Annotated in this window: 20 protein-coding genes; 7 read left to right on the top strand and 13 right to left on the bottom strand. The window is 61.0% G+C overall.

The features are described 5' to 3' along the window. Window positions 1-15: 15 nt before the first annotated feature. From guaD to uraH, 11 genes are all read right to left on the bottom strand, one after another. Window positions 16-1,332, bottom strand: coding sequence for a guanine deaminase (gene guaD / locus DDE77_RS08870; protein ID WP_108397098.1), 1,317 nt, complete (start codon window positions 1,330-1,332; stop codon window positions 16-18). Beyond that, window positions 1,329-2,555, bottom strand: coding sequence for a urate hydroxylase PuuD (locus tag DDE77_RS08865; protein ID WP_108397241.1), 1,227 nt, complete (start codon window positions 2,553-2,555; stop codon window positions 1,329-1,331). The genes guaD and DDE77_RS08865 overlap by 4 nt, the downstream gene beginning before the upstream one ends. 172 nt (window positions 2,556-2,727) lie before the next feature. Beyond that, window positions 2,728-3,813 (bottom strand): BMP family ABC transporter substrate-binding protein, encoded by a 1,086-nt coding sequence (locus DDE77_RS08860; protein ID WP_108397240.1) that lies wholly within the window; start codon window positions 3,811-3,813, stop codon window positions 2,728-2,730. Between the two features lie 55 nt (window positions 3,814-3,868). Further along, window positions 3,869-4,792: an ABC transporter permease gene (locus tag DDE77_RS08855; protein WP_108397097.1), complete on the bottom strand. Its 924-nt coding sequence runs from the start codon at window positions 4,790-4,792 to the stop codon at window positions 3,869-3,871. Continuing rightward, on the bottom strand, window positions 4,792-5,868 hold the full coding sequence (locus DDE77_RS08850) for an ABC transporter permease (protein ID WP_108397096.1): 1,077 nt from the start codon (window positions 5,866-5,868) through the stop codon (window positions 4,792-4,794). Before DDE77_RS08850 ends, DDE77_RS08855 begins: the two co-directional genes overlap by 1 nt. Then, window positions 5,852-7,384: an ABC transporter ATP-binding protein gene (locus DDE77_RS08845; protein WP_108397095.1), complete on the bottom strand. Its 1,533-nt coding sequence runs from the start codon at window positions 7,382-7,384 to the stop codon at window positions 5,852-5,854. The genes DDE77_RS08850 and DDE77_RS08845 overlap by 17 nt, the downstream gene beginning before the upstream one ends. A gap of 1 nt (window position 7,385) precedes the next feature. Beyond that, on the bottom strand, window positions 7,386-8,249 hold the full coding sequence (gene xdhC, locus DDE77_RS08840) for a xanthine dehydrogenase accessory protein XdhC (protein ID WP_108397094.1): 864 nt from the start codon (window positions 8,247-8,249) through the stop codon (window positions 7,386-7,388). A gap of 76 nt (window positions 8,250-8,325) precedes the next feature. Next, complete coding sequence (gene xdhB, locus DDE77_RS08835; RefSeq protein ID WP_108397093.1) at window positions 8,326-10,656, bottom strand: xanthine dehydrogenase molybdopterin binding subunit; 2,331 nt, start codon at window positions 10,654-10,656, stop codon at window positions 8,326-8,328. Further along, on the bottom strand, window positions 10,653-10,784 hold the full coding sequence (locus tag DDE77_RS20065) for a hypothetical protein (RefSeq protein ID WP_281261296.1): 132 nt from the start codon (window positions 10,782-10,784) through the stop codon (window positions 10,653-10,655). The genes xdhB and DDE77_RS20065 overlap by 4 nt, the downstream gene beginning before the upstream one ends. Then, window positions 10,784-12,241 carry a xanthine dehydrogenase small subunit gene (xdhA, locus tag DDE77_RS08830; protein WP_108397092.1) on the bottom strand — a complete coding sequence of 486 codons (1,458 nt, stop codon included), beginning with the start codon at window positions 12,239-12,241 and terminating at the stop codon, window positions 10,784-10,786. Before xdhA ends, DDE77_RS20065 begins: the two co-directional genes overlap by 1 nt. Window positions 12,242-12,244: 3 nt before the next feature. After that, window positions 12,245-12,601, bottom strand: coding sequence for a hydroxyisourate hydrolase (uraH, locus tag DDE77_RS08825; protein WP_108397091.1), 357 nt, complete (start codon window positions 12,599-12,601; stop codon window positions 12,245-12,247). Window positions 12,602-12,759: 158 nt separating this feature from the next. Here uraH and puuE point away from each other — a divergent pair, with 158 nt between their 5' ends. Beyond that, window positions 12,760-14,175: an allantoinase PuuE gene (puuE, locus tag DDE77_RS08820; RefSeq protein WP_108397239.1), complete on the top strand. Its 1,416-nt coding sequence runs from the start codon at window positions 12,760-12,762 to the stop codon at window positions 14,173-14,175. A gap of 124 nt (window positions 14,176-14,299) precedes the next feature. Here puuE and DDE77_RS08815 read toward each other — a convergent pair whose 3' ends face one another. Beyond that, window positions 14,300-14,764, bottom strand: a complete 465-nt coding sequence (locus DDE77_RS08815; protein WP_108397238.1) for an SRPBCC family protein — start codon at window positions 14,762-14,764, stop codon at window positions 14,300-14,302. Window positions 14,765-14,816: 52 nt separating this feature from the next. Between DDE77_RS08815 and DDE77_RS08810 the strand changes: the two genes are divergently transcribed. The 6 genes from DDE77_RS08810 (at window position 14,817) to DDE77_RS08785 (ending at window position 19,697) form a co-directional block, all read left to right on the top strand. Then, window positions 14,817-15,152 (top strand): ArsR/SmtB family transcription factor, encoded by a 336-nt coding sequence (locus DDE77_RS08810; RefSeq protein WP_108397090.1) that lies wholly within the window; start codon window positions 14,817-14,819, stop codon window positions 15,150-15,152. A gap of 77 nt (window positions 15,153-15,229) precedes the next feature. After that, window positions 15,230-16,051: a bifunctional allantoicase/(S)-ureidoglycine aminohydrolase gene (locus DDE77_RS08805; protein WP_108397089.1), complete on the top strand. Its 822-nt coding sequence runs from the start codon at window positions 15,230-15,232 to the stop codon at window positions 16,049-16,051. Then, on the top strand, window positions 16,048-16,539 hold the full coding sequence (locus tag DDE77_RS08800) for an ureidoglycolate lyase (protein WP_108397088.1): 492 nt from the start codon (window positions 16,048-16,050) through the stop codon (window positions 16,537-16,539). Before DDE77_RS08805 ends, DDE77_RS08800 begins: the two co-directional genes overlap by 4 nt. 71 nt (window positions 16,540-16,610) lie before the next feature. Then, on the top strand, window positions 16,611-17,366 hold the full coding sequence (locus DDE77_RS08795; RefSeq protein ID WP_108397087.1) for an META domain-containing protein: 756 nt from the start codon (window positions 16,611-16,613) through the stop codon (window positions 17,364-17,366). Between the two features lie 117 nt (window positions 17,367-17,483). After that, window positions 17,484-18,260, top strand: coding sequence for a trehalose-phosphatase (gene otsB / locus DDE77_RS08790; RefSeq protein ID WP_108397086.1), 777 nt, complete (start codon window positions 17,484-17,486; stop codon window positions 18,258-18,260). A 24-nt stretch (window positions 18,261-18,284) separates the two neighbouring features. Next, complete coding sequence (locus DDE77_RS08785) at window positions 18,285-19,697, top strand: alpha,alpha-trehalose-phosphate synthase (UDP-forming) (RefSeq protein ID WP_108397085.1); 1,413 nt, start codon at window positions 18,285-18,287, stop codon at window positions 19,695-19,697. Here DDE77_RS08785 and DDE77_RS08780 read toward each other — a convergent pair. Continuing rightward, window positions 19,694-20,578: a 2-dehydropantoate 2-reductase gene (locus DDE77_RS08780; RefSeq protein ID WP_108397084.1), complete on the bottom strand. Its 885-nt coding sequence runs from the start codon at window positions 20,576-20,578 to the stop codon at window positions 19,694-19,696. The genes DDE77_RS08785 and DDE77_RS08780 overlap by 4 nt on opposite strands. Between the last annotated feature and the right edge of the window lie 33 nt (window positions 20,579-20,611).

Below are 20,611 nucleotides of genomic sequence, written 5' to 3'. Positions count from 1 at the left end.
CTGACTAGACTTAAGTCAGGATGATGGCGCTGAGAACCCGCTCAAAACGGACTTCGCCCTTGCACCAGCGACATAGACCTCCGCGATCGAGCGGTCATCACCCAGGGTTTGGAGGAGAAACAATTCCTCGGCAAGGCTCGTCACCGTCTGCATGCGCAGGGCCATGGCGGACGTCGCTGCAGCGTTGAGGACGACCAGATCCGCCGCATGGCCGGGCGCCACGGCGCCGATCGTGCCCTCGAGGGAAAGCGCCCGCGCATTGCCCAAAGTCGCCATATAGAAGGACGCGAAGGGATTGAGCCGCTGGCCGCGCAGCTGGAGGATCTTATAGCCTTCATCCAGCGTGCGCAGCATGGAATAGCTGGTGCCCCCGCCGATATCGGTGGCAATCCCGATCCGCACCCCGGCCTTGGCGAACCGCTCCCGATCAAACAGGCCAGAGCCCAGAAACAGGTTCGAGGTGGGGCAGAACACGGCGACGGAACCGGTTTCCGCCAGGACTTGGGTTTCGCGATGGTTGAGGTGAATGCTGTGGCCAAGCAGTGTCTTGGGACCGAGCAGGCCGTAATCCTCGTAAATACCGGTATAGTCAGGCGAATTGGGGTAAAGCTCCATCGAGAGCGAAATCTCACCGTCGTTTTCGCTTAAGTGTGTCTGCACATAGCATTGGGGATGCTCACGAACGAGCGCTTGGGCTGCCTCCATTTGCCCCGGAGTTGAGGTGATGGCAAAGCGTGGCGAGATGGCATAGAGCGCCCTGCTCCGTCCATGCCAGCGTTCGATGAGCATCTTGGTGTCGTCATAGCCGGACTGGGCGGTGTCACAGAGCGCTTCGGGCGCATTGCGATCCATCATCACCTTGCCGCCCAACATCAGCATGTTGCGCTTTTCGGCTTCGGCGAAATAGGCATCGACCGACCGGGGGTGGCTGGAGCAATAAGCCACCGCCGTGGTCGTGCCGTTGCGGATCAGCTCATCGTAAAAGGCGGACGCTACAGCGTCGGCATGGCCCTGCTGGCTGAATTTCTGCTCTTCGTGGAAGGTGTAAGTGTTGAGCCATTCCAAGAGCGAACCGGCATAGGAGGCGATCATCTGCGACTGCACATAATGCAGGTGCATGTCGATAAAGCCCGGCATGATCAAATGCGGACGATGATCGATATAGTCGGCACCGAGGGGCGCAATTGCCGACCATGGCTCTACGGCAACGATCTTCCCGTCAACGATGACGACGGCGCCATCTTGGAGGTAGCTATAGCTTGCTGTATCATCGATCGCTTGCGGCTCGCTGACGAAACTCAGCACCCGCCCGCGCAGAATAGTCTGGCTCATTGGCCCGAGCCTTCGCGGAACCATTCAACAAGAAGGGCGCGTTCTTGGGGCGTCATTTCGCTGACATTGCCGGGCGGCATGGCATGGGAATAGCCGGCCTGCATGGCGACATCCTTGGCGTGGTTGGCGATGGCAATGTCATTGTCGAGAATGACATTTTTGGGTGCCTGGTAGATTCCGGGCCAGGCCGGCTCTGCCGTGTGGCACATGGCGCAGCGTGTTTGCACCGCTAGGCTGGCTTGCTGGAAGTGCTGAGCGTTGAGAAACGGCTCGGCCGCACGAGACGCCACCTCCTCTCCCGCCGAACCCGGCAGCTTGGGGCCGGAGGAGAGCCACGCGATCATGATGAAGATGATGACCGCGACCGCCCAGGTCCAGTGCGGATTGCCTTTGCGGGCATGGCGCGTGTTGAAATAGTGCCGAATGACGACGCCCACAAGGAAGATCAGGGAGGCGATGATCCAGTTCCACTGGGTGGCAAAAGCCAGCGGATAATGGGACGAGAGCATGAAGAAGATGACGGGCAGCGTCAGGTAGTTGTTGTGCAGCGATCGCTGCTTGGCGATCTTGCCGTACTTCGCGTCCGGCACGCGCCCAGCCTTGAGATCGGCCACCACGATCTTCTGGTTGGGAATGATGATCATGGCCACATTTGCCGCCATGATCGAAGCCGTGAACGCACCCATGTGGAGCATGGCCGCGCGGCCGGTGAATAGCTGCGTATAGCCCCAGGCCATGGCCGTGAGGATCGCAAACAGCACCAGCATCAGCCCGTTCTGCGAATTGCCAAGCGGGGACTTGCAAAGGCGGTTGTAGACCACGAAGCCTAGAACGATAGACCCCATGGAAATCAGGATCGCGGCCCAATTGGGCACATCGAGGACATTGCGGTCTATAAGGTAGAGGTCGGCGCCGACATAATAGATCAGAACCATGAGCATGAAGCCCGAGAGCCAGGTCCAATAGCTTTCCCATTTGAACCAGGTCAGGTGCTCGGGCAGGAAATCGGGCGCCACCAGGTATTTCTGGATGTGGTAGAAACCTCCGCCATGCACCTGCCATTCTTCGCCATGGGCAAGAGGGGGCAGGCTGGGCGTCTTGCGCAGGCCAAGGTCGAGCGCGATGAAGTAAAAGGACGAGCCGATCCAGGCAATGGCCGTGACCACATGCAGCCAGCGCACGGCAAAGCTGAGCCACTCATAGGCGATTGCGTAGTAGGGCATCGTAACCATCTCTCCAGTAGACCTCATGGTGAGCCTGCCGCACCCACCAGGTCGTGCAGCTGAGTGTGCCACGACTTCGTCCTTCGGCAAGCTCAGGATGAGGCCTACTGCAGCAGCAGTCAGCAAAGAGGCGGGCACTGGCCCGCCCCTTAAGGCTTTAGATCAAAAAAGCTTACGCCGGCTGTTCGACGCCTTCAACATACCAGTCCATGGAAAGCAGTTCCGCATCGGTCATGGTGACGCCGGCGGCAACGCGTTCGGTGCCGGTATTGTCCTTGATCGGACCGGTGAAGATGTGGACCGAGCCATCGATCTGCCCGGTGCGCATGGCTTCGGCGGCTGCCTTAACCTCTTCGGTGACCTTTGGACCGTAAGGCCCGATCTGGACCACGTCTTCCTTGAGACCTTCCCAGGTGTCGCCGGGGGTCCAGGTGCCATCGATAACGGCCTTGGCCGAGGCGAGATAATGCGGGCCCCAATTGTCGATGATCGAGGTCAGCTGGGTTTCAGGGGCAAAGGCGCTCATGTCGGCGCCCTGACCGAAGCCACCGACAATGCCGCGTTCCTGCGCGACCTGAAGGGCCGCCGGGCCATCGGTGTGCTGGGCGATGACATCGAGGCCCTGATCGATCATGGCGCGGGCAGCGTCGGCTTCCTTGGCCGGGTCGTTCCAGGTCGAAATATACACCGGCTTGATAGTGAACTCGGGATTGACCTGGCGGGCAGCCAGTACAAAGGCGTTGATGCCCATTACCACTTCGGGGATCGGGAAGGAGCCGATATAGCCGGCCTTGCCGGTCTTGGAGAGGTGACCCGCAACGACGCCGCACACGGCACGGCCTTCATAGAAGCGCGCATTGTAAAGGCCGACATTGGGGGCCTTCTGGTAGCCCGTGGCGTGCTCGAACTTTACGTCGGGGAATTGCTGGGCAACCTTGATCACCGAATCGCCGAAGCCGAAGCTGGTTGCGAAGATCAGCTTGTTGCCCTGCTGGGCCAGTTCACGCAGCACGCGCTCGCAGTCCGGGCCTTCAGGCACGTTCTCGACATAGGTGGTTTCCACCGCATCGCCGAGCTGCTCCTCGACATAGATGCGGCCCTGATTATGGGCGTAGTTGTAGCCGTTGTCGTTGATGCTGCCGACATAGATGAAGCCGATCTTGAGCGGCTCGGCTTGGGCGAAGGCCTTGGAGCCCAGCAGCGGCAAGGCTGCGGCGGCAGCCCCAGTTTTAAGGATTGTGCGGCGTGAAAGGGTCATTTGTCTCTCCTGAATGACTTTTTCTTTGTTCATCGAGACGGTCATTGGCGCCGGCTCAATTGCTGGGCAAAAACGGCTTGCCGAGGCAAGCCGGTGCATTGGTGGACGCGTCGCGCCGGATGGAGATCAGCACGAGCACGATGATGGTCGCGAGGTAGGGCAAAGCGGCCCAAAGCTCGGATGGAATGACCGAAAGTGGGCCGCCGCCAGCCTTGGCGTAAAGCTCCATGGTCATGACGAGGCCGAAGAGATAGGCGCCGGCAAGAAGCCGGAATGGCTTCCAGGATGCAAAGACCACCAGCGCCACCGCGATCCAGCCGCGGCCCGCCGTCATGCGCTCGGCCCATTGCGGGGTGAGAAGGAGGGGGAAGCACGCTCCGGCAATACCGGCCATGGCCCCGCCGAACACAACCGCAGCGTAGCGCACGCCTTTGACCGAATAGCCGATGGAATGGGCGGAAAGATCGTTCTCGCCCACGGCCCGCAGGATCAGGCCACCACGGGTTTTCTTGAGGAAATACCAGATGGCAAAGACCATGAAGAAGGAAAAGTAGACCGGCGCTGAATAGCCGAAAACGACGCGCCAGACGGGATGGGTGGCAAGTTCTGCGGGAAAGAGCGGGCGCATCAGCTCGATAGGGCGGGCAGAGAATGGTGCGCCGGCAAGCGCCGAAAAGCCGGTGCCGAAAATGGTAAGTGCAAGCCCAGTCGCCGTCTGGTTGGCGGAAAGGCTTAGCGTTAGGAAGCCAAAGATCAGCGAGGTCGCAGCTCCCGCGCAGGCGCCGATCAGCAGGGCGAAATACGGATTGCCGGTGTAAAACTGGGCGGCAAAGCCCGCTATGGCGCCGACCAGCATCATGCCTTCCACGCCAAGATTGAGCACCCCGGCCTTTTCCACCACCAGCTCGCCAAGCGCTGCCAGCAGGATCGGGGTCGCGGCGCCAACAAGGGTAATGACGATGGGGATCAAGATTTCCATCAGGCCGTCCCTACCGCTGCTTGCACGCGCCGGATGCGGTAGCGCACGAGGATGTCACCGGCGAGGAGGAAGAACAGCACCATGGCCTGGAAAATGCCGGTCGCGGCATTGGGCAGCCCGATCGTGGTCTGCGCCACTTCGCCACCCACAAAGGTAATGGCCATGACAATGCCGGCGAAGATTACGCCGAGTGGATTGAGCCGGCCCAGGAAAGCCACGATGATCGCGGTGAACCCATAATTGGTAGGGAAACCCGGCACCATGCGCTGGAAGGGTCCGGCCACTTCCAGCACGCCGGCAAGCCCTGCCAGCGCGCCGCTCACCAGCATGGCAAGCCAGATCGTCTTGTTTTCCGAGAACCCGCCATAGCGCGCGGCATGGGGGGCAGCACCGACCACTTTCATCTGGTAACCGAATACTGAACGGGACATGATGAACCAGGCAAGGACCGCCACCAGGATGGCGATCGGCACGCCCAGATGCACGATGGTGCCGGGGATGATGGTGGGCAGGCGCGCAGCTTCCGCAAAGAGGCGCGTCTGGGGGAAACCCATGCCCATCGGGTCCTTCCAGGGCAGGCGGATCAGATAATAGATCAGTTGCACCGAGGCATAGGTCAGCATCAAAGAGGTCAGGATCTCGTTGACGTTGAAACGCACCTTGAAGAACGCAGGGATGGCGGCATAAAGAGCGCCGCCCAGCACACCCGCCAGGATCATGGCGGGCAGGATCCAGGGGCCAGTCATGTTGTAGGTCGCCAGCGCTACCCAAGTGCCGGCAAGGCCGCCCATGACATACTGGCCTTCAGCGCCGATGTTCCAGACATTGGCGCGATAGGCAATGGAGAGGCCCACCCCGATGATGATGAGGGGCGCGGCTTTGACGCCGAGGTCCTGCCATTTATAGCTGTTGGTCAGCGGCGTAAGGAAGATTTCCCGTACGGCGCCGATGCCGTTGTAGCCGATCAGGGTAAAGATGATGGCACCCACGATCATGGTCAACAAGACGGCCGCTACGGGCGTCGCATAGACCATGAAGCGGGAAGGCTCCTGGCGCTTCTCAAGCCGGAACGGCATCGTGCGCCTCCGTCGAGCCATGCACACCGCCCATGAGGAGGCCGATTTCTTCCACGCTCACCTCGCCTACAGGTCGTGCGGGCGACAGGCGCCCCATATTGATAACCGCCATGGTGTCACACAGCGCGCGCAGCTCATCGAGGTCCTGGCTGATGACCACGATGGCGGAGCCCGCGGATGCCAAATCCACTAGCGCCTGATGGATGGCGGCGGCTGCGCCGGCATCGACGCCCCAGGTCGGCTGGCTCACGACCAGCACGCTGGGCTTTTGCAGGATCTCGCGGCCCATGATGTATTTCTGAAGGTTCCCGCCCGAAAGCGATCCCGCAGTGGACGCTGGACCCAGAGCCTTGACGGCAAAATCGGCGATGACCTTGCCGGTATAGGTCTTGGCGGCGCCTGAATTGATCAATCCCAGCATCACCATGCCCAGCCGGTCACGTGCGGTCAGAATAGAATTGTCGCTGAGCGAAAAGTCGGCCACGGCGGCATGGCCGTTGCGCTCTTCCGGAACGGCACAAAGCCCCCGCTTGCGGCGACCGGTCGTGTCCAGCAGGCCCAGGGGATAACCATCAATGGTGATGGCGTCCTTGTCGTCGCTGCGGATCTCGCCCGAAAGCGCATCGAGCAAGGCGTTCTGCCCATTGCCGGCGACGCCAGCTATCCCGAAGATTTCCCCGGTGCGCACGGTGAAGCTGACATTATCGACCGGCACTTCGAAATGCCCGGTCTTGGTGGTCGACAGGCGCGAGATCACAAGCTTGGGCTGGCCCAAGCTGCGCCCGGGCGCGCGAACGATGTCCTTGAGCCCCGCACCGATCATCTTTTCGGCCATGGAGCGGGAGGTTTCCGCCTTGGGATCGCAAGTATCCACCAGCTTGCCGCCGCGCAGGATCGTCGCCGTGTCGCAAAGCGCCTTGATCTCATGCAGCTTGTGAGAAATGTAGAGGATGGAACAGCCCTGCGCAGCCAGCTTGCGCAGGACCTCGAACAATTGCTCGACCTCCTGCGGCGTCAGCACGGAAGTTGGCTCATCCATGATCAGGAGCTTGGGATCAAGCAGAAGCGCGCGAACGATCTCGATGCGCTGGCGCTCACCAACGGAAAGGGTTGCGACCGTCCGGTGCGGATCAAGCAGCAGCCCATAGGTGCTCATGACATCGCGAATGCGGCTTTCGAGCTCGCGAGAGGGGATCTTGCTGTCCATGCCCAAGGCGATGTTTTCCAACACCGTCAGCGCTTCAAACAGCGAAAAATGCTGAAACACCATGCCGATGCCCAGCTTGCGGGCGGCTTTGGGGTTCGCGATCTGCACGGGCTGTCCATCCCAGCGGATCTCGCCGCTATCGGGCTGCATGATGCCGTATATCATTTTGACGAGGGTGGATTTGCCCGCGCCATTTTCGCCCAGGAGAGCGTGGATTTCACCGGGGCGCACGGAAAAGGAAACATTGTCGTTGGCAAGAACGCCGGGGAAGCGCTTGGTAATACCAATCAATTCAAGCCGATGCGGCATACTAACGTCCAATCACCACCCCCAAACTCTTGGGGGCGCGTGCCCGCGCAATCTCAGCTTCCCGTCGCTGAATGTGGACCATAATTTCCGCCGCCGCTAGTGCCGCGATGACTTCAGGCCGTTTATCCCCAAGCCCTTGTTGGCCAATTGGTAAAATTAACCGTTCCAGCGCCCGCTCGTCCCCACCCTCGCCACGGAACCAGCTAGAGAATCGCGCCCTCTTGGTCGTGGAGCCGACCATGCCAACATAGGGGCCGTCTGTGCGCGCCAGGGCTTCTTGGGCAAGAAGGAAGTCGAGCGCATGATCATGGGTAAGGATGACGAAGCTGCTACCCTGCGGTGCCGAGCGGACGACAGCTTCGGGCATAGGCACGGCACGTGAGTTGATGCCGGGCGGCAAGAGTGCCAGTTCCTCACGGCGAGTATCGATCACCTCGAGTTGCACCGGCAGCATGGCAAGAAATTGCGCCAAAGCGCGCCCCACATGGCCGGCGCCAAACACATAGACATGCGGCAAGGCCGCTTGTTCGGTAGCCACGGTGTCGGTGAGTCTCTGGCGGATGGCGTTGTCGGCATAAAGAAGGGAAACACCGACCCTGCCCCCGCAACACTGCCCGATCTCAGGGCCAAGCGGCACGTCCATGGCTTCTTGCCCCCGGCCATCCGCCAGGAGCCGCCGGGCATGCTCAATCACCATGTATTCCAGCGCGCCGCCGCCAATGGTGCCAAACAGCGTATCCGGCCCCACAAGCATGAACGTACCTTGTTCACGAGGAGAGGAGCCGCGGACGGAGGTGAGTTCGCATACGATGGCGTGGTGGGTGGCGGAGAAGAAAGCGGTGAGCTGGGCGAGACGGGTGCTCATGGCATGGTACCACGCGCAGGCAAGCCCCCCAGGGGGAGGTCAGGTGAAGGTGACGTGGCCAAGAAAACCACCGATCTCACCCCCGCGCCTCCCGCTTCAGCCGCTCGACGCCCATCAGCACGCGCTCCGGTGTCACCGGCGTATTGAGCCGCGGCGCAATCCGGTAATCGGCGACGCTGGCAACGGCCATGGACAGCGCCTCAACCACGCTCATGGCCAGCATGAAGGGCGGCTCGCCCACGGCCTTGGAACGACCCACAGCGGCTTCCTTGTTGGCCGACCATTCGGCCAGCTTGACGTTGAAGATGGGCGGCACGTCGGAGGCCAGCGGGATCTTGTAGGTGGAGGGCGCCTTGGTGCGCAGCTCACCCTTGCTGTCCCACCACAATTCTTCGGTGGTGAGCCAACCCATGCCTTGAATGAACCCGCCCTCGATCTGCCCTAGGTCAAGCGCCGGATTGAGCGATCGGCCCACGTCGTGGAGAATGTCGACGCGATCGACGCTGTTTTCGCCGGTAAGCGTATCGATGGTGACTTCACTGACGGCAGCGCCATAGGCGTAGTAGTAGAATGGACGGCCCCGGCCGGTGGCGCGGTCCCAGTGCACCTTGGGCGTCTGGTAAAAACCTGCAGCCGAGAGTTGCACACGGTTGAGATAGGCGGACATGGCGAGTTCCGCCAAGCCGATGAACTTGTCCCCGGTTCGAACGCCGCCTTGCGCCCACTCCACCTGAGACTCGCTTACATCAAAGAGCTTGGCCGCATGGCGCGCCAGCCGCTCCTTGATCTGCCGGGCAGCGTCCAGTGCTGCCGCGCCGTTGAGATCGGTCCCCGAAGATGCCGCAGTGGCCGACGTGTTGGCGACCTTTCCAGTCGAGGTCGTCATGATCTTGACTGTTTCGAGCCCCACGCCGAAGGCATCCGCCACCAGCTGCGCCACCTTGGTGTGGAGCCCCTGCCCCATCTCCGTGCCGCCGTGATTGAGCTGGATCGTGCCATCCTTATAGAGATGCACCAGCGCCCCGCCCTGGTTGTACCAGGTGGCGGTGAAGGAGATGCCGAACTTCACCGGCGTCAGCGCAATGCCCCTCTTCAGGATCGGGCTTGTCGCATTGTAATCAAGGATAGCGCGGCGGCGCGCCTGGTAGTCGGATGATGTCTCAAGCTCTTCCACCACGCGGTGGATGACGTTGTCTTCCACGGTCTGGTGATAGGGCGTCACATTGTTCCGGTCGGTGCCATAGAAATTGGCCTTGCGGATTTCGAGCGGGTCCCTGCCCAGATCATAGGCGATCTCCTCGATCCACCGCTCGGCTGCCAGCATGCCCTGCGGCCCGCCAAACCCACGAAACGCCGTATTGGACACGGTGTTGGTATAGAGCGGCTCCGAGCGCACCCGCACCGCGGGATACCAATAGGCATTATCGGCGTGAAACAGGGCACGATCCGTAACAGGGCCCGAAAGGTCCGACGAGAACCCGGCCCGGGCGCCATAAACGGCGTCCACAGCATGAATCTTGCCGCTCTCGTCATAACCGACCTGGTAGTCCACCACGAAGTCGTGGCGCTTGCCCGTAGCGGTCATGTCATCGTCGCGGTCGGGGCGGATCTTGCAGGCACGGTTCCATTTCTTGGCGGCAAGCGCTGCAACACAAGCAAAGAGATTGCCCTGCGTTTCCTTGCCGCCAAAACCGCCACCCATGCGCCGGACATTGATCGTCACTGCATGGTGACGAATGCCAAGCACCTGCGCGACCATCAATTGCACTTCGCTGGGGTGCTGGGTGGATGAAAAGACGGTGACGTCCTCGTCCTCGCCCGGAATGGCCATGGCAATCTGGCCTTCAAGGTAGAAATGATCCTGCCCGCCGATCTCGACATGACCAGCCACCTTGCGCGGTGCTGCAGCGAGCCCAGCTTCCACGTCGCCGCGCTCAAGCTTGAGCGGTTCGGCAACCAGCTTACCACCGGCTTGCTGCGCCTCGCGAACGGTGTTGATGAAGGGGAGATCCTTGTATTCTACCTTGGCGAGGTGTGCCGCCCGACGCGCCTGGCCGCGCGTTTCGGCGAGGACCGCAAACAGCGGTTGGCCCCAGAAATGCACCTTGCCCACGGCAAAGATCGGCTCGTCATGCTTGTGGCTGGGGCTGACGTCGTTTTCTCCGGGAATGTCCTCGGCGGTGAGGATGCCGATGACGCCCGGCGCGGCGCGAACAGCGGAAAAGTCGATCCCCACGATCTCGGCATGCGCTCTTGCCGAGAGCGCTAGATAGGCGTGCATGGTGCTCGCCGGCTCGATCATGTCGTCGATATATTCGGCGACCCCGGCAACGTGTTTGGGCCCGCTATCATGCGGGATCGTGGTGTGGAGCGTTTGGAGGGTAATGGGCGGCTGGTGCTTGTTCATTCTGCAGCCTCCGATTCCTGAGACCTCATGGTGAGCTTGCCGAACCACAAGGTCGAGAACGCCAGTGTTGCGACGATATCGTCCTTCTGCGGGCTCAGGATGAGGTCTACTGAGCGAGACATTTTCATCAGGCTACCTCTCGCTTGAGCCGCTGCCCCTGCCCGACCGTTTCTAGATAGAACCGCTTGAGCAGGTTCTGCGCCGTCAGGAGACGGTATTCGGCCGAAGCGCGCATGTCGGAGATGGGCTGGTAATCCTCGGCAAAGGCTGCAATGGCGGCCTCTATCGTTGCTTGTATCCAGGGCTGCCCAACCAGGACCGCCTCAACCGCCCTGGCCCGCTTGGGCGTTGCCGCCATTCCGCCAAAGGCGATCCGCGCCGTGTCGACATTCCCGGCATCGTCTACAGATATCCTAAAGGCCCCGCACAGTGTCGATATATCCTCCTCGCGCCGCTTGGAAATCTTGTAGACGGCAAACTTCTCGCCAGCGGGCAAAAGAGGAATGGTGACGCTTTCCACGAACTCGCCGGGCTGGCGGTCCTGCTTGCCATAGGCGAGGAAATAGTCTTCCAGCTTGATCTCGCGACGATGCTCGCCTCGCCGCAAATGCAGCTTGGCGCCAAGCACGATCAATGGCGGTGGCGTATCCCCAATAGGCGAGCCATTGGCGATATTGCCACCGATGGTTCCCATGTTGCGGATCTGCTCGCCGGCGAGGCGGTTCCACAACTCGGCCATCGCAGGGAAATGCGTCGTGAGCGTCGGCAGCGCTTCCGAATAGGACACGCCGGCATAGAATTGCACTTCGCCGTCGTTCTCGGCAATGCGGCGCAGCTCGGGCAAATGGCCGATAAAGATCACCGGGCTGATCGTGCGCATGAACTTGGTGACCCACAGCCCCACATCGGTGGACCCGGCCACGATCGTCGCTTGTGGATTGGCTTCGTAAACGCGGGCGAAATCATCCAGGTTCGCCGGCACGATGATCTGGTCGCTGATTTCGACGCGCCGCCCATCGGTGATCGCCTTGATCTTTCCCTTGAGCGCAATGCGTTCGGCCCATAGCGGATCAGCCTGTGGCTGACCATAGGTGCCCATTGCCTTGCCCGCGCGAATGATCGGGGCATAGCCCGTGCAGCGGCAAAGATTGCCCTGAAGGGCCTTTTCGATCGCGGTTTGACTGGGCTCAGGGTTTCTCATCCAGAGCCCATAAAGGCTCATCACGAACCCTGGGGTGCAGAAGCCGCATTGCGAGCCATGGTGATCCACCATGGCCTGCTGCACGGGATGCAGGATCCCGTCCTTCCCGCGCAAATGCTCGATGGTGACGACGTGTGTGCCATGCAGGCTCCCCACGAAGCGGATGCAGGCTGTAACGGAGTCGTAGATGATCTCGTCGTCCATCAATCGCCCGACCAGAACGGTGCAGGCGCCGCAATCGCCCTCGGCGCAACCTTCCTTGGACCCGCGCAGGCGCCGCTCAAGGCGCAGCCAATCAAGCAGGGTCGTATCGGCCTTGATATCGGTAAGGGTGATTTCCTCGTCGTTGAGGATGAAGCGAATTGCGTTGGAAACTTCGGTCATGCCCTAGCTCCCCCGATAGGTGGAATAGGCAAAGGGGCTGACAAGGAGCGGCACATGATAGTGCTTGTCTTCAGCTATAGTGAAGCGGATCGGCACGACATCGAGAAACTGCGCTTCAAGCTCTACGCCCAACCGCTCGAAATACTGCCCCACGTGAAAATGGATCTCGAACTCGCCATGCTGGAATTGCCCTTCATCGAGCAGCGGCTGGTCCACCCTCCCGTCGGCGTTTGTATAGCTATCGGTGATATGGTGCGTGTGGTCGCCATGCACGAACAGCAATTCGATCCGCATGCCCCGTGCCGGCTTGCCGTGCATCGTATCGAGGACGTGGGTGGTGAGGCGCGCGCCTGCCGCCATTCGTAGCTGCTCCGTGTATTTGTCCCCCATTTGGAGACTAGCGCATCACGGCTGGAGCGCAATGCTCATTTTTTACCAAATGGTCCATTTTTGTGCATCTTGATCGCACTGCCTCTCTCCATAATATGGCGCGATCGCCAAACCCAAGGGAAAACCTGATGCGCTACCCCCGCGACATGCACGGCTACGGCCCAACGCCGCCCCATGCGAACTGGCCCGGCGGCGCCCATGTGGCGGTGCAGTTCGTGCTCAACTACGAAGAGGGTGGCGAGAACAACATCCTGCATGGCGATGCGGCGTCGGAAGCCTTCCTGGTGGATGTTCTGGGCGCAGCGCCCTGGCCGGGCCAGCGCCACGCCAATGTGGAATCCATGTATGAGTACGGGGCGCGCGCGGGCTTCTGGCGACTGCATCGGCTGTTCACCCAAAGCGAAGTGCCGGTAACGGTTTATGCCGTGGCGACAGCCCTGATGCGGGCGCCCGCGCAGCTGGCGGCCATGCAGGACGCTGGCTGGGAAATCGCGAGCCATGGCCTCAAGTGGGTGCAGCACAAGGACATGCCGCCCGAGGAGGAGCGCGCCCAGATCGCCGAGGCTATCCGCCTCCACACCATTGCCACAGGCGAGCGGCCACGCGGCTGGTACACCGGACGCTCATCGCTCAACACGATCGAGCTGGTCTGCGAAGCCGGGGGGTTCAGCTATATCTCGGACTCCTATGACGACGACCTGCCCTATTGGCGCGTCCACAACGGCCAGCCAAACCTCATCATTCCCTATTCGCTGTCCACCAATGACATGCGCTTTGTCACCGGACCCGGCTTCGACAATGGGGAAGAATATTTCCAGTTTCTGAAGGACAGCTTCGATTGCCTTTATGCCGAAGGGCAGGCCGGCGCGCCCAAGATGATGTCACTAGGTCTTCATTGCCGCCTGGTGGGCCAGCCAGGCCGCTTTCAGGGGCTCAAGAAGTTCGTCGAGTACATCAAGGGTTTCGAGAAGGTCTGGATTCCCACGCGCCTGCAGATTGCCGAGCATTGGGCACGCGAGCACCCATACAGAGCGCCGGAGGTGCGCCCACATTTGCTAGGCAAGGAAGAGTTTGTCCATCGTTATGGCTCGATCTTCGAGCATTCCCCCTGGATCGCCGAGCGCGCCTGGGAAGGGGAACTGGGCCCGGCCAACGACACTGCCGTGGGTCTCCACTTTGCCCTGCGCACCCAGTTCCGCATGGCCAGCGACGAGGAACGCCTGGGCGTGCTGCGCGCCCATCCTGATCTTGCCGGCAAACTCGCCGCCGCCAAGCGCCTGACCGAAGCCTCCACGGCGGAACAAGCCTCGGCTGGCCTGGATGCGCTGACCGACAGGGAGCGAGATCAGTTCGAAAAGCTCAATACAGCCTATGTGGAAAAATTCGGCTTCCCCTTCATCATCGCCGTGCGCGACAACACCAAGGCCTCGATCCTCCAGGCCTTCGAAACGCGGCTCGGCAATTCGGCTGACGAGGAATTGGCCACCGCCAGTGCGCAGGTGGAGCGGATCGCCCTTCTGCGGCTACAGGTTTTGCTGGACTAGGCTGTTCCCACTCGCCAAAATGGTCACCTTCGGGCTAGACTCGAAGGTTCTCCCCTTCACCAGTAGCAGGATAGAGCAGAGCCCTCGGGTCAAGCCCGAGGGTGACTTGTTGTGCTTGTGGCGATCATACATACATGTCCTGCCGCAGATTGATCCCGTGCTCGACATAAACCTTCATGGCGCACAGCATCTGCGTCCAGCCTGAGCAATTCCCTACGCATCCCTTGAAGCCGCCGGGCGTATCGTGCCACCCCGTTTCGTGGATGGACACCAGCGTCCGGCCATCCTCGAGCGGGCTGAAGGTCATGGTGACCGTGGTCTGATAGCCCACGCCCTCCATCTTGCCCTCCCCTTCATTGGCTTCCCAGCGCAACACAATCTTTCGATCCTGCTCTACCTCGACCACATCGACCGGGAAGGCACCGGGAAAATCGGCAAAATCCCAAGTCACAACGGACCCGGTTTCGAGCCGCCCCTTGGCGCCTCCCGTTGTGAAATAGCTAGACAGCTTGGCCGGATCGGCCACCGCTTCGAAAACCTCATGCACCGGCTTGGCGATCCGTCCGCTCACCGTGAACTCATATGCCATTTGCATCTCCCTTGCGCTTGACCCCTTCAGCCATATGTTATAAGATCATAACATGTCAAGCGATGATCAAGACGACCTCGTGTTCAAGGCCCTGAGCCACCGCTCCCGCCGCCAATTGCTGGACCTCCTCAAAGGCGAACCGCGCACCACGGGCATGCTGTGCGCCCTCCTGCCCGAGCTTGATCGTTGCACCGTGATGCAGCATCTGAGCGTTCTGGAGCAGGCCGGACTGATCATCGTTGAACGGCGCGGACGCGAGCGTTGGAACCATCTCGACGCCCTGCCCATCCAGGCCATTCACGAGCGCTGGATCGGCCCCTATGCAGCCTATGCCTCCATGATGCTGAGCAAGCTCAAGCGCGAGGTAGAAAAAGCGCCAGAACACTAGCTTCTCGAATCGCTTTTGCGGCTCCGATGAACTGCGCTATCTCTGCAGCAGTTCATGCTCTGCGCGTCAGGAGACCGATGTCCAACTCCCTCTATGCCCGCCCCGCTGCCGGTCTGCCCGGGCAGATGCAGCTCCACACTGGTCGCGCTGTATTTACCGAGGCTTACGCCTTGATCCCGCGCGGCGTGATGACCGACATCGTCACCAGTTATTTGCCCCATTGGAACCAGACCCGCGCCTGGGTCATCGCGCGTCCCATGTCGGGCTTTGCCGAGACCTTTTCGCAGTACATCGTGGAAGTAGCGCCCGGCGGCGGCAGCATGCGACCCGAGCCTGATGCGGGCGCCGAAGGGGTTTTGTTTGTTGTGGAGGGGCAGGCAACGCTGACCCTCGAAGGACAAACTCACCTGCTGCACGAAGGCGGCTATGCCTTCCTGCCGCCTGGTTCGGGCTGGAGCCTTCACAACAAGAGCACGGCGCCGGTGCGCTTCCACTGGGTGCGCAAACGCTACGAGGCCGCCGAGGGCATCGCTGCGCCCACCGCCTTCGTCACCAATGAACAGGACCAGCCCATACGCTGGATGCCGGGCACATCGGACCGCTGGGGCACGACGCGCTTTGTGGAGCCTGACGACCTCAGGCACGACATGCACGTAAACATCGTCACGCTTGAGCCCGGCGCCGTGATCCCTTTCGAGGAAACCCACGTCATGGAGCATGGCCTTTACGTGCTCGAGGGCAAGGCTGTTTATCGCCTCAATCGGGACTGGGTCGAAGTGGAGCCGGGCGATTTCATGTGGCTGCGCGCCTTCTGCCCCCAGGCTTGTTACGCCGGGCCGGAGCGGTTTCGCTACCTGCTCTACAAGGACGTCAACCGCCACATGAAATTCCTGCCATGAGCACGATCCTGATTGAGCCGTTGACCCCCGAGGCCTTTGCTCCATTTGGGCAGGTCATCCAGATGGAAGGCGCGCACCATTACCCTATCAACAACGGCATGACCGAGCGCTACCATGATCTGGCCAAGGTCGAATTGGGCGGCGTGCATGCCAGGCCCCTCATCTCCATTTTCCGCGGTCAGCCCTATGAACTTCCCTTGACACTCAAACTGGTCGAGCGTCATCCCCTGGGCAGTCAGGCTTTCTACCCCCTCAGCAACCTGCCGTTCCTGGTGACCGTGGCGTCCGACCTCTCCGGCGTTCCCGAAACCCCACGGGCCTTCCTCACCGCGCCGCGCCAGGGGGTCAACATCGCCATGAACATTTGGCACGGCGTGCTCACGCCCCTGCACGAGGTCAGCGACTTCCTGGTGGTCGATCGCGGAGGCGACGGCAACAATCTTGAAGAGCATCATTTCGACGTGCCTCACATCGTCATGATGCAGTAATCACTGCCGAACGGCCGACTCGCCTCCGTCATCAAGCTGCGCTATCCTCCTCTTGCGGCAGGAGGAAACCCATGTTCACCAGATTGGTGTTGGCAGCCATTGCCGTATTCACTTTCGCCGCTCCCGCTCTGGCGGCGGACGTCACCTTCCGTGGCGAGGTCCACTATGACGAGCGCCGTAGCGTGCCGCCCGAAGCGAAGCTGTGGGTGAGCCTTGTCTCCTTGCCGAGCGGCGCCACCATCGCCAGCGCTTCCGCACCGATCGGCAAGGCCGCTCAACCCGCACTTGCCTACACGCTAAACGTTCGCAGCAAGATTGTGGAGCAAGGCGGATCATTCGGTTTGCTGGCGCAGATCCGCTCAGGATACCGTGTCATCTTCCGCAGCCAAAGCCCCGTGCCGGTAAACCTCACCGAACTCAAAGACACGCCGCTCACCGTGCGCTACTCACCCGATCCTGCGCCGACTGCACAATTGGGCGCGGAGATCGTCCCGCCTCTTCTTGATACGCTCTGGACCGTTGCCAGCATTGGGGGCACGCCTGTTCTGGACGAAACCAAGGTCACCTTCGCCATAGCGGCCGATTATCGCGCGGGCGGCCATGGCGGGTGCAACAACTACTTCACCGAAGCCAGCTTTGCCGACCAGCCACTGAGTTTCGGGCCCGTGGTCGGCACCCGGATGGCTTGCGCCGACAATGTCATGAAACAGGAAACGGCACTCTTTGCTGCGTTGGAAACGACAGCCAATTATCGGCAGACCGGCGACTCCCTTCAACTGCTCGACGCTGCCGGCATTGCCTTGATCGAACTTGTGCGCAGCCGCTGACCTATTGTTTGCTTTCTGGCATCGCGCCGCCTCCCGTTCGCAACATGGCAGCCTTGCTGAACCAATACCCGACCCACGCGTTGAGCGTCTGGAATTAGTCCAAGCGCAGGTCTCCCGATGTCCGAAATCGATGCCGTTTCCTCCCACGCCATACCGCAATTGGCGATCTTCACCGATTTCGACGGCACATTGGTGGAACTGGCAGAAAGACCCGACGATATCGAAGTGCCGCAAAGCCTTGCAGCCGAACTCGAACGGGCAGCGCGTGAATTGGACTCGGCTTTTGCCGTCATCACGGGCCGGGAGATCGCCGATATCGACCGCTTCTTGGCGCCGCTTCACCTGCCGGTTGCCGGTGCCCATGGCACGCAGCGACGCCGCGCCGATGGCTTCGTCGAAACCATTGATCCTGCCGTCATGCAGGGCGCCGAGGCAATTGCCCACAGCATCGAGCACGTGGTTCATGCTCATCCTGGCCTCATCATGGAAGCCAAGGAAGGCGCCGTCGCTCTCCATTTCCGCCAAGCCCCGGAGCTTGAAGAAACTGCCCGCTCGGCCATGGAGGAAGCGCTCAACAATGTTGCCGATTTCACCCTTGTGCCCGGCAAGATGGTGTTCGAAGCTCGTCCGAGCGGCGTAAACAAGGGCGACGCCTTGCGTGCCTTCATGCGCGAAGAACCGTTCCTGGGTCGCACGCCGATCTTTATTGGCGACGACACCACCGATGAAGACGCCTTTATTGCCGCGCAGGAATTGGGCGGCGTCGGCATCAAGCTCGGCGAAGGCGACACGGCTGCGCGCATGCGCATTGCCAATGTCGCGTCCGTACATGCCTTGATCAAGGGCTTGGGAGATATTGCAGCACGCGATCGCGAGCTGGCACAAACACACTAGCAAAAAGCCGGGGGGCATATTCAGTTGAGCAGGCTAATCGTTGTATCGAACCGCACGCCAGGCAAGGGTCCAGCGGCGGGCGGCTTGGCCGTCGCCCTGCGCAAGACCCTGGCCGAGCGCGAAGGCTTTTGGTTCGGCTGGTCTGGCAAGCTCGTGGAAACACCGGCCAAGGAAGCGCGCTTCGACGACGTCGATGGCCTGTCCGTTGCCCAGATCGATCTCAACCGCGATGATCATCAGGCCTATTATGCCGGCTTCTCCAATTCCATCCTCTGGCCTTCCTTTCATCTTCGGCTCGATCTCGCGACCATCGAGGGGCATTGGTATGAAGGCTATCGGCGTGTAAACGCGCAATTCGCCCGCTCCCTCCTGCCCCTGATCAAGCCTGGCGACATCATCTGGGTGCATGACTACCACCTGATCCCGCTCGCAAGTGAGCTGCGCGCTTTGGGCGTGCGCAACCGCATCGGCTTCTATCTCCATATCCCCTTCCCCACGCTAGATGCGCTTTATGCCATCCCAAACCATCAGCAACTGATGCAGGATCTGTCGCGCTATGATCTGATCGGCATGCAGGCGCAGCGCGATATCTCTGCGTTCAACGAGTTTGTCGAACACCACTCGCCGCCCGATCTCGCCGGCAATGAACCCCAGTTCATCGATTTTGGCCGCACTGAAGTAGCCGCTTTCCCCATCGGCTCGGATCCCGAAGCCTTTGCGAAACTGGCGGTGAGCTCCGCGGCGACCAAAATGATCAAGCGGATGGAGCCGGTTCTGGGCAAGCAAACCTTGATCCTTGGTGTGGACCGGCTCGATTATTCCAAGGGACTGCCGCAGCGCGTGGAAGCCTATGAAAAGCTCCTCGCCAATGATGCGCGCTTCCGGCGCAATGTTCATATGCTGCAGGTCGCGCCACCTTCGCGTGACAGCATCAAGGAATACCAGGAAATCAGCGAAACGCTGGACGCCATGTGTGGTCGCGTAATGGGTCGCTTTGCCGAGCCCGACTGGTCGCCCCTGACCTATGTCAAGCGTGCCTACGGCCAGGCAAGCCTCGCAGGGCTCTATCGGCTGGCCAAGGTGGGGCTCGTTACGCCCCTGCGCGACGGCATGAATCTGGTTGCGCATGAATATGTCGGCTCGCAGGATCCGAAGGACCCTGGCGTTCTGGTGCTGTCGCGCTTTGCTGGCGCAGCGGAGATTTTCGATACTGCCCTTCTGGTCAATCCCTTCGACACCGACGAGACCGCCGAAGCCCTGCGCATGGCGCTCGACATGCCGCTCGATGAGCGCATTTCACGCTGGCAGTCGCTGATGGAGGCTGCGCGCAAGCACAGCGTGGAAAATTGGTCCAAGAGCTTCCTTGATCGCCTGACCCCATCCACTCCTCCTAAAGCGAGTACCAGGGATTTTCTTTATCTCGCCTCGGTCGCCTAGCTGATCCAGGGGCTGCCCGCCCCCGAAAGCAAGGCAACCACTAGCGCATTGGTGGGGGTGGGAATTGCGTGCTTTTGGCCCAGGCGCACAATGACCCCGTTGCGAGCATCAAGTTCCATGGAGCGGCCGGCCAATCGATCGGCATACATGGAATTACCCGCGCCTTCCGGTGCCTTTCGAGCACCCTCTACCACCGCCTCCACGATGGCGTCATCGAGATAGGCTCCCTCTGCGCGCCCCACATGAACGCATTCGGTAACAAGACCCCGCACCATCGCCTCGATCTCCGCCGACCAGACTGGCCCCGTCGACCGCATCAGCAGGGTGGAAACCGCCCCTGCGCAGTTAAGGCACAGCTTGCGCCAGGCTCGCGTTGTCCAGTCCCGGACGGCAGAAACATCGACGGGGCAATGGGTGAAGAGCGCTACGAAATCAGCGCCATTCTGCCCTTCCGGCACCACGATCCAGCCTAGCCGCTGCTGAACCATCTCTCCCGGTGCCAGGCGTGAAGCGGGAATATCCGCAATGGCCGGCACGATCACCGCCTCGGGCAAGAGGCTAGCAAAGCGCGCCACATGCTCCACCCCGTTCTGCAAGACAGCGACGCGGGTTTGGGCACCCACAAGTGCCTGCAACCAGGGCTCAAGGGAGGGCACATCATAGGTTTTGGTGGCGACAATGACCCAGTCCACTGCCTGCACTGCGTTTGCCGACGTGGCGATCGCAGGAATTGCAGTCAGCTCGCCAACAGGCGTTTGCACACGCAAGGATTGAAACGGCGTACGTACGCAAAGCGTGATGTCATGGCCGGGATTTTGCGCCAACCACGCCGCGATCGTGCCGCCCAGCGCTCCCGGTCCGATGATCGCGATAGATGCCATGCACTCCCCCAAACAAAAAGGCGGCCACCAGGG

The sequence above is a fragment of the Devosia submarina genome (assembly GCF_003056345.1).
GTDB lineage: Bacteria > Pseudomonadota > Alphaproteobacteria > Rhizobiales > Devosiaceae > Devosia > Devosia submarina.
The sequence above is the reverse complement of the archived record's forward strand: the minus strand, read 5'-3'. Positions and strand labels throughout refer to the sequence as shown.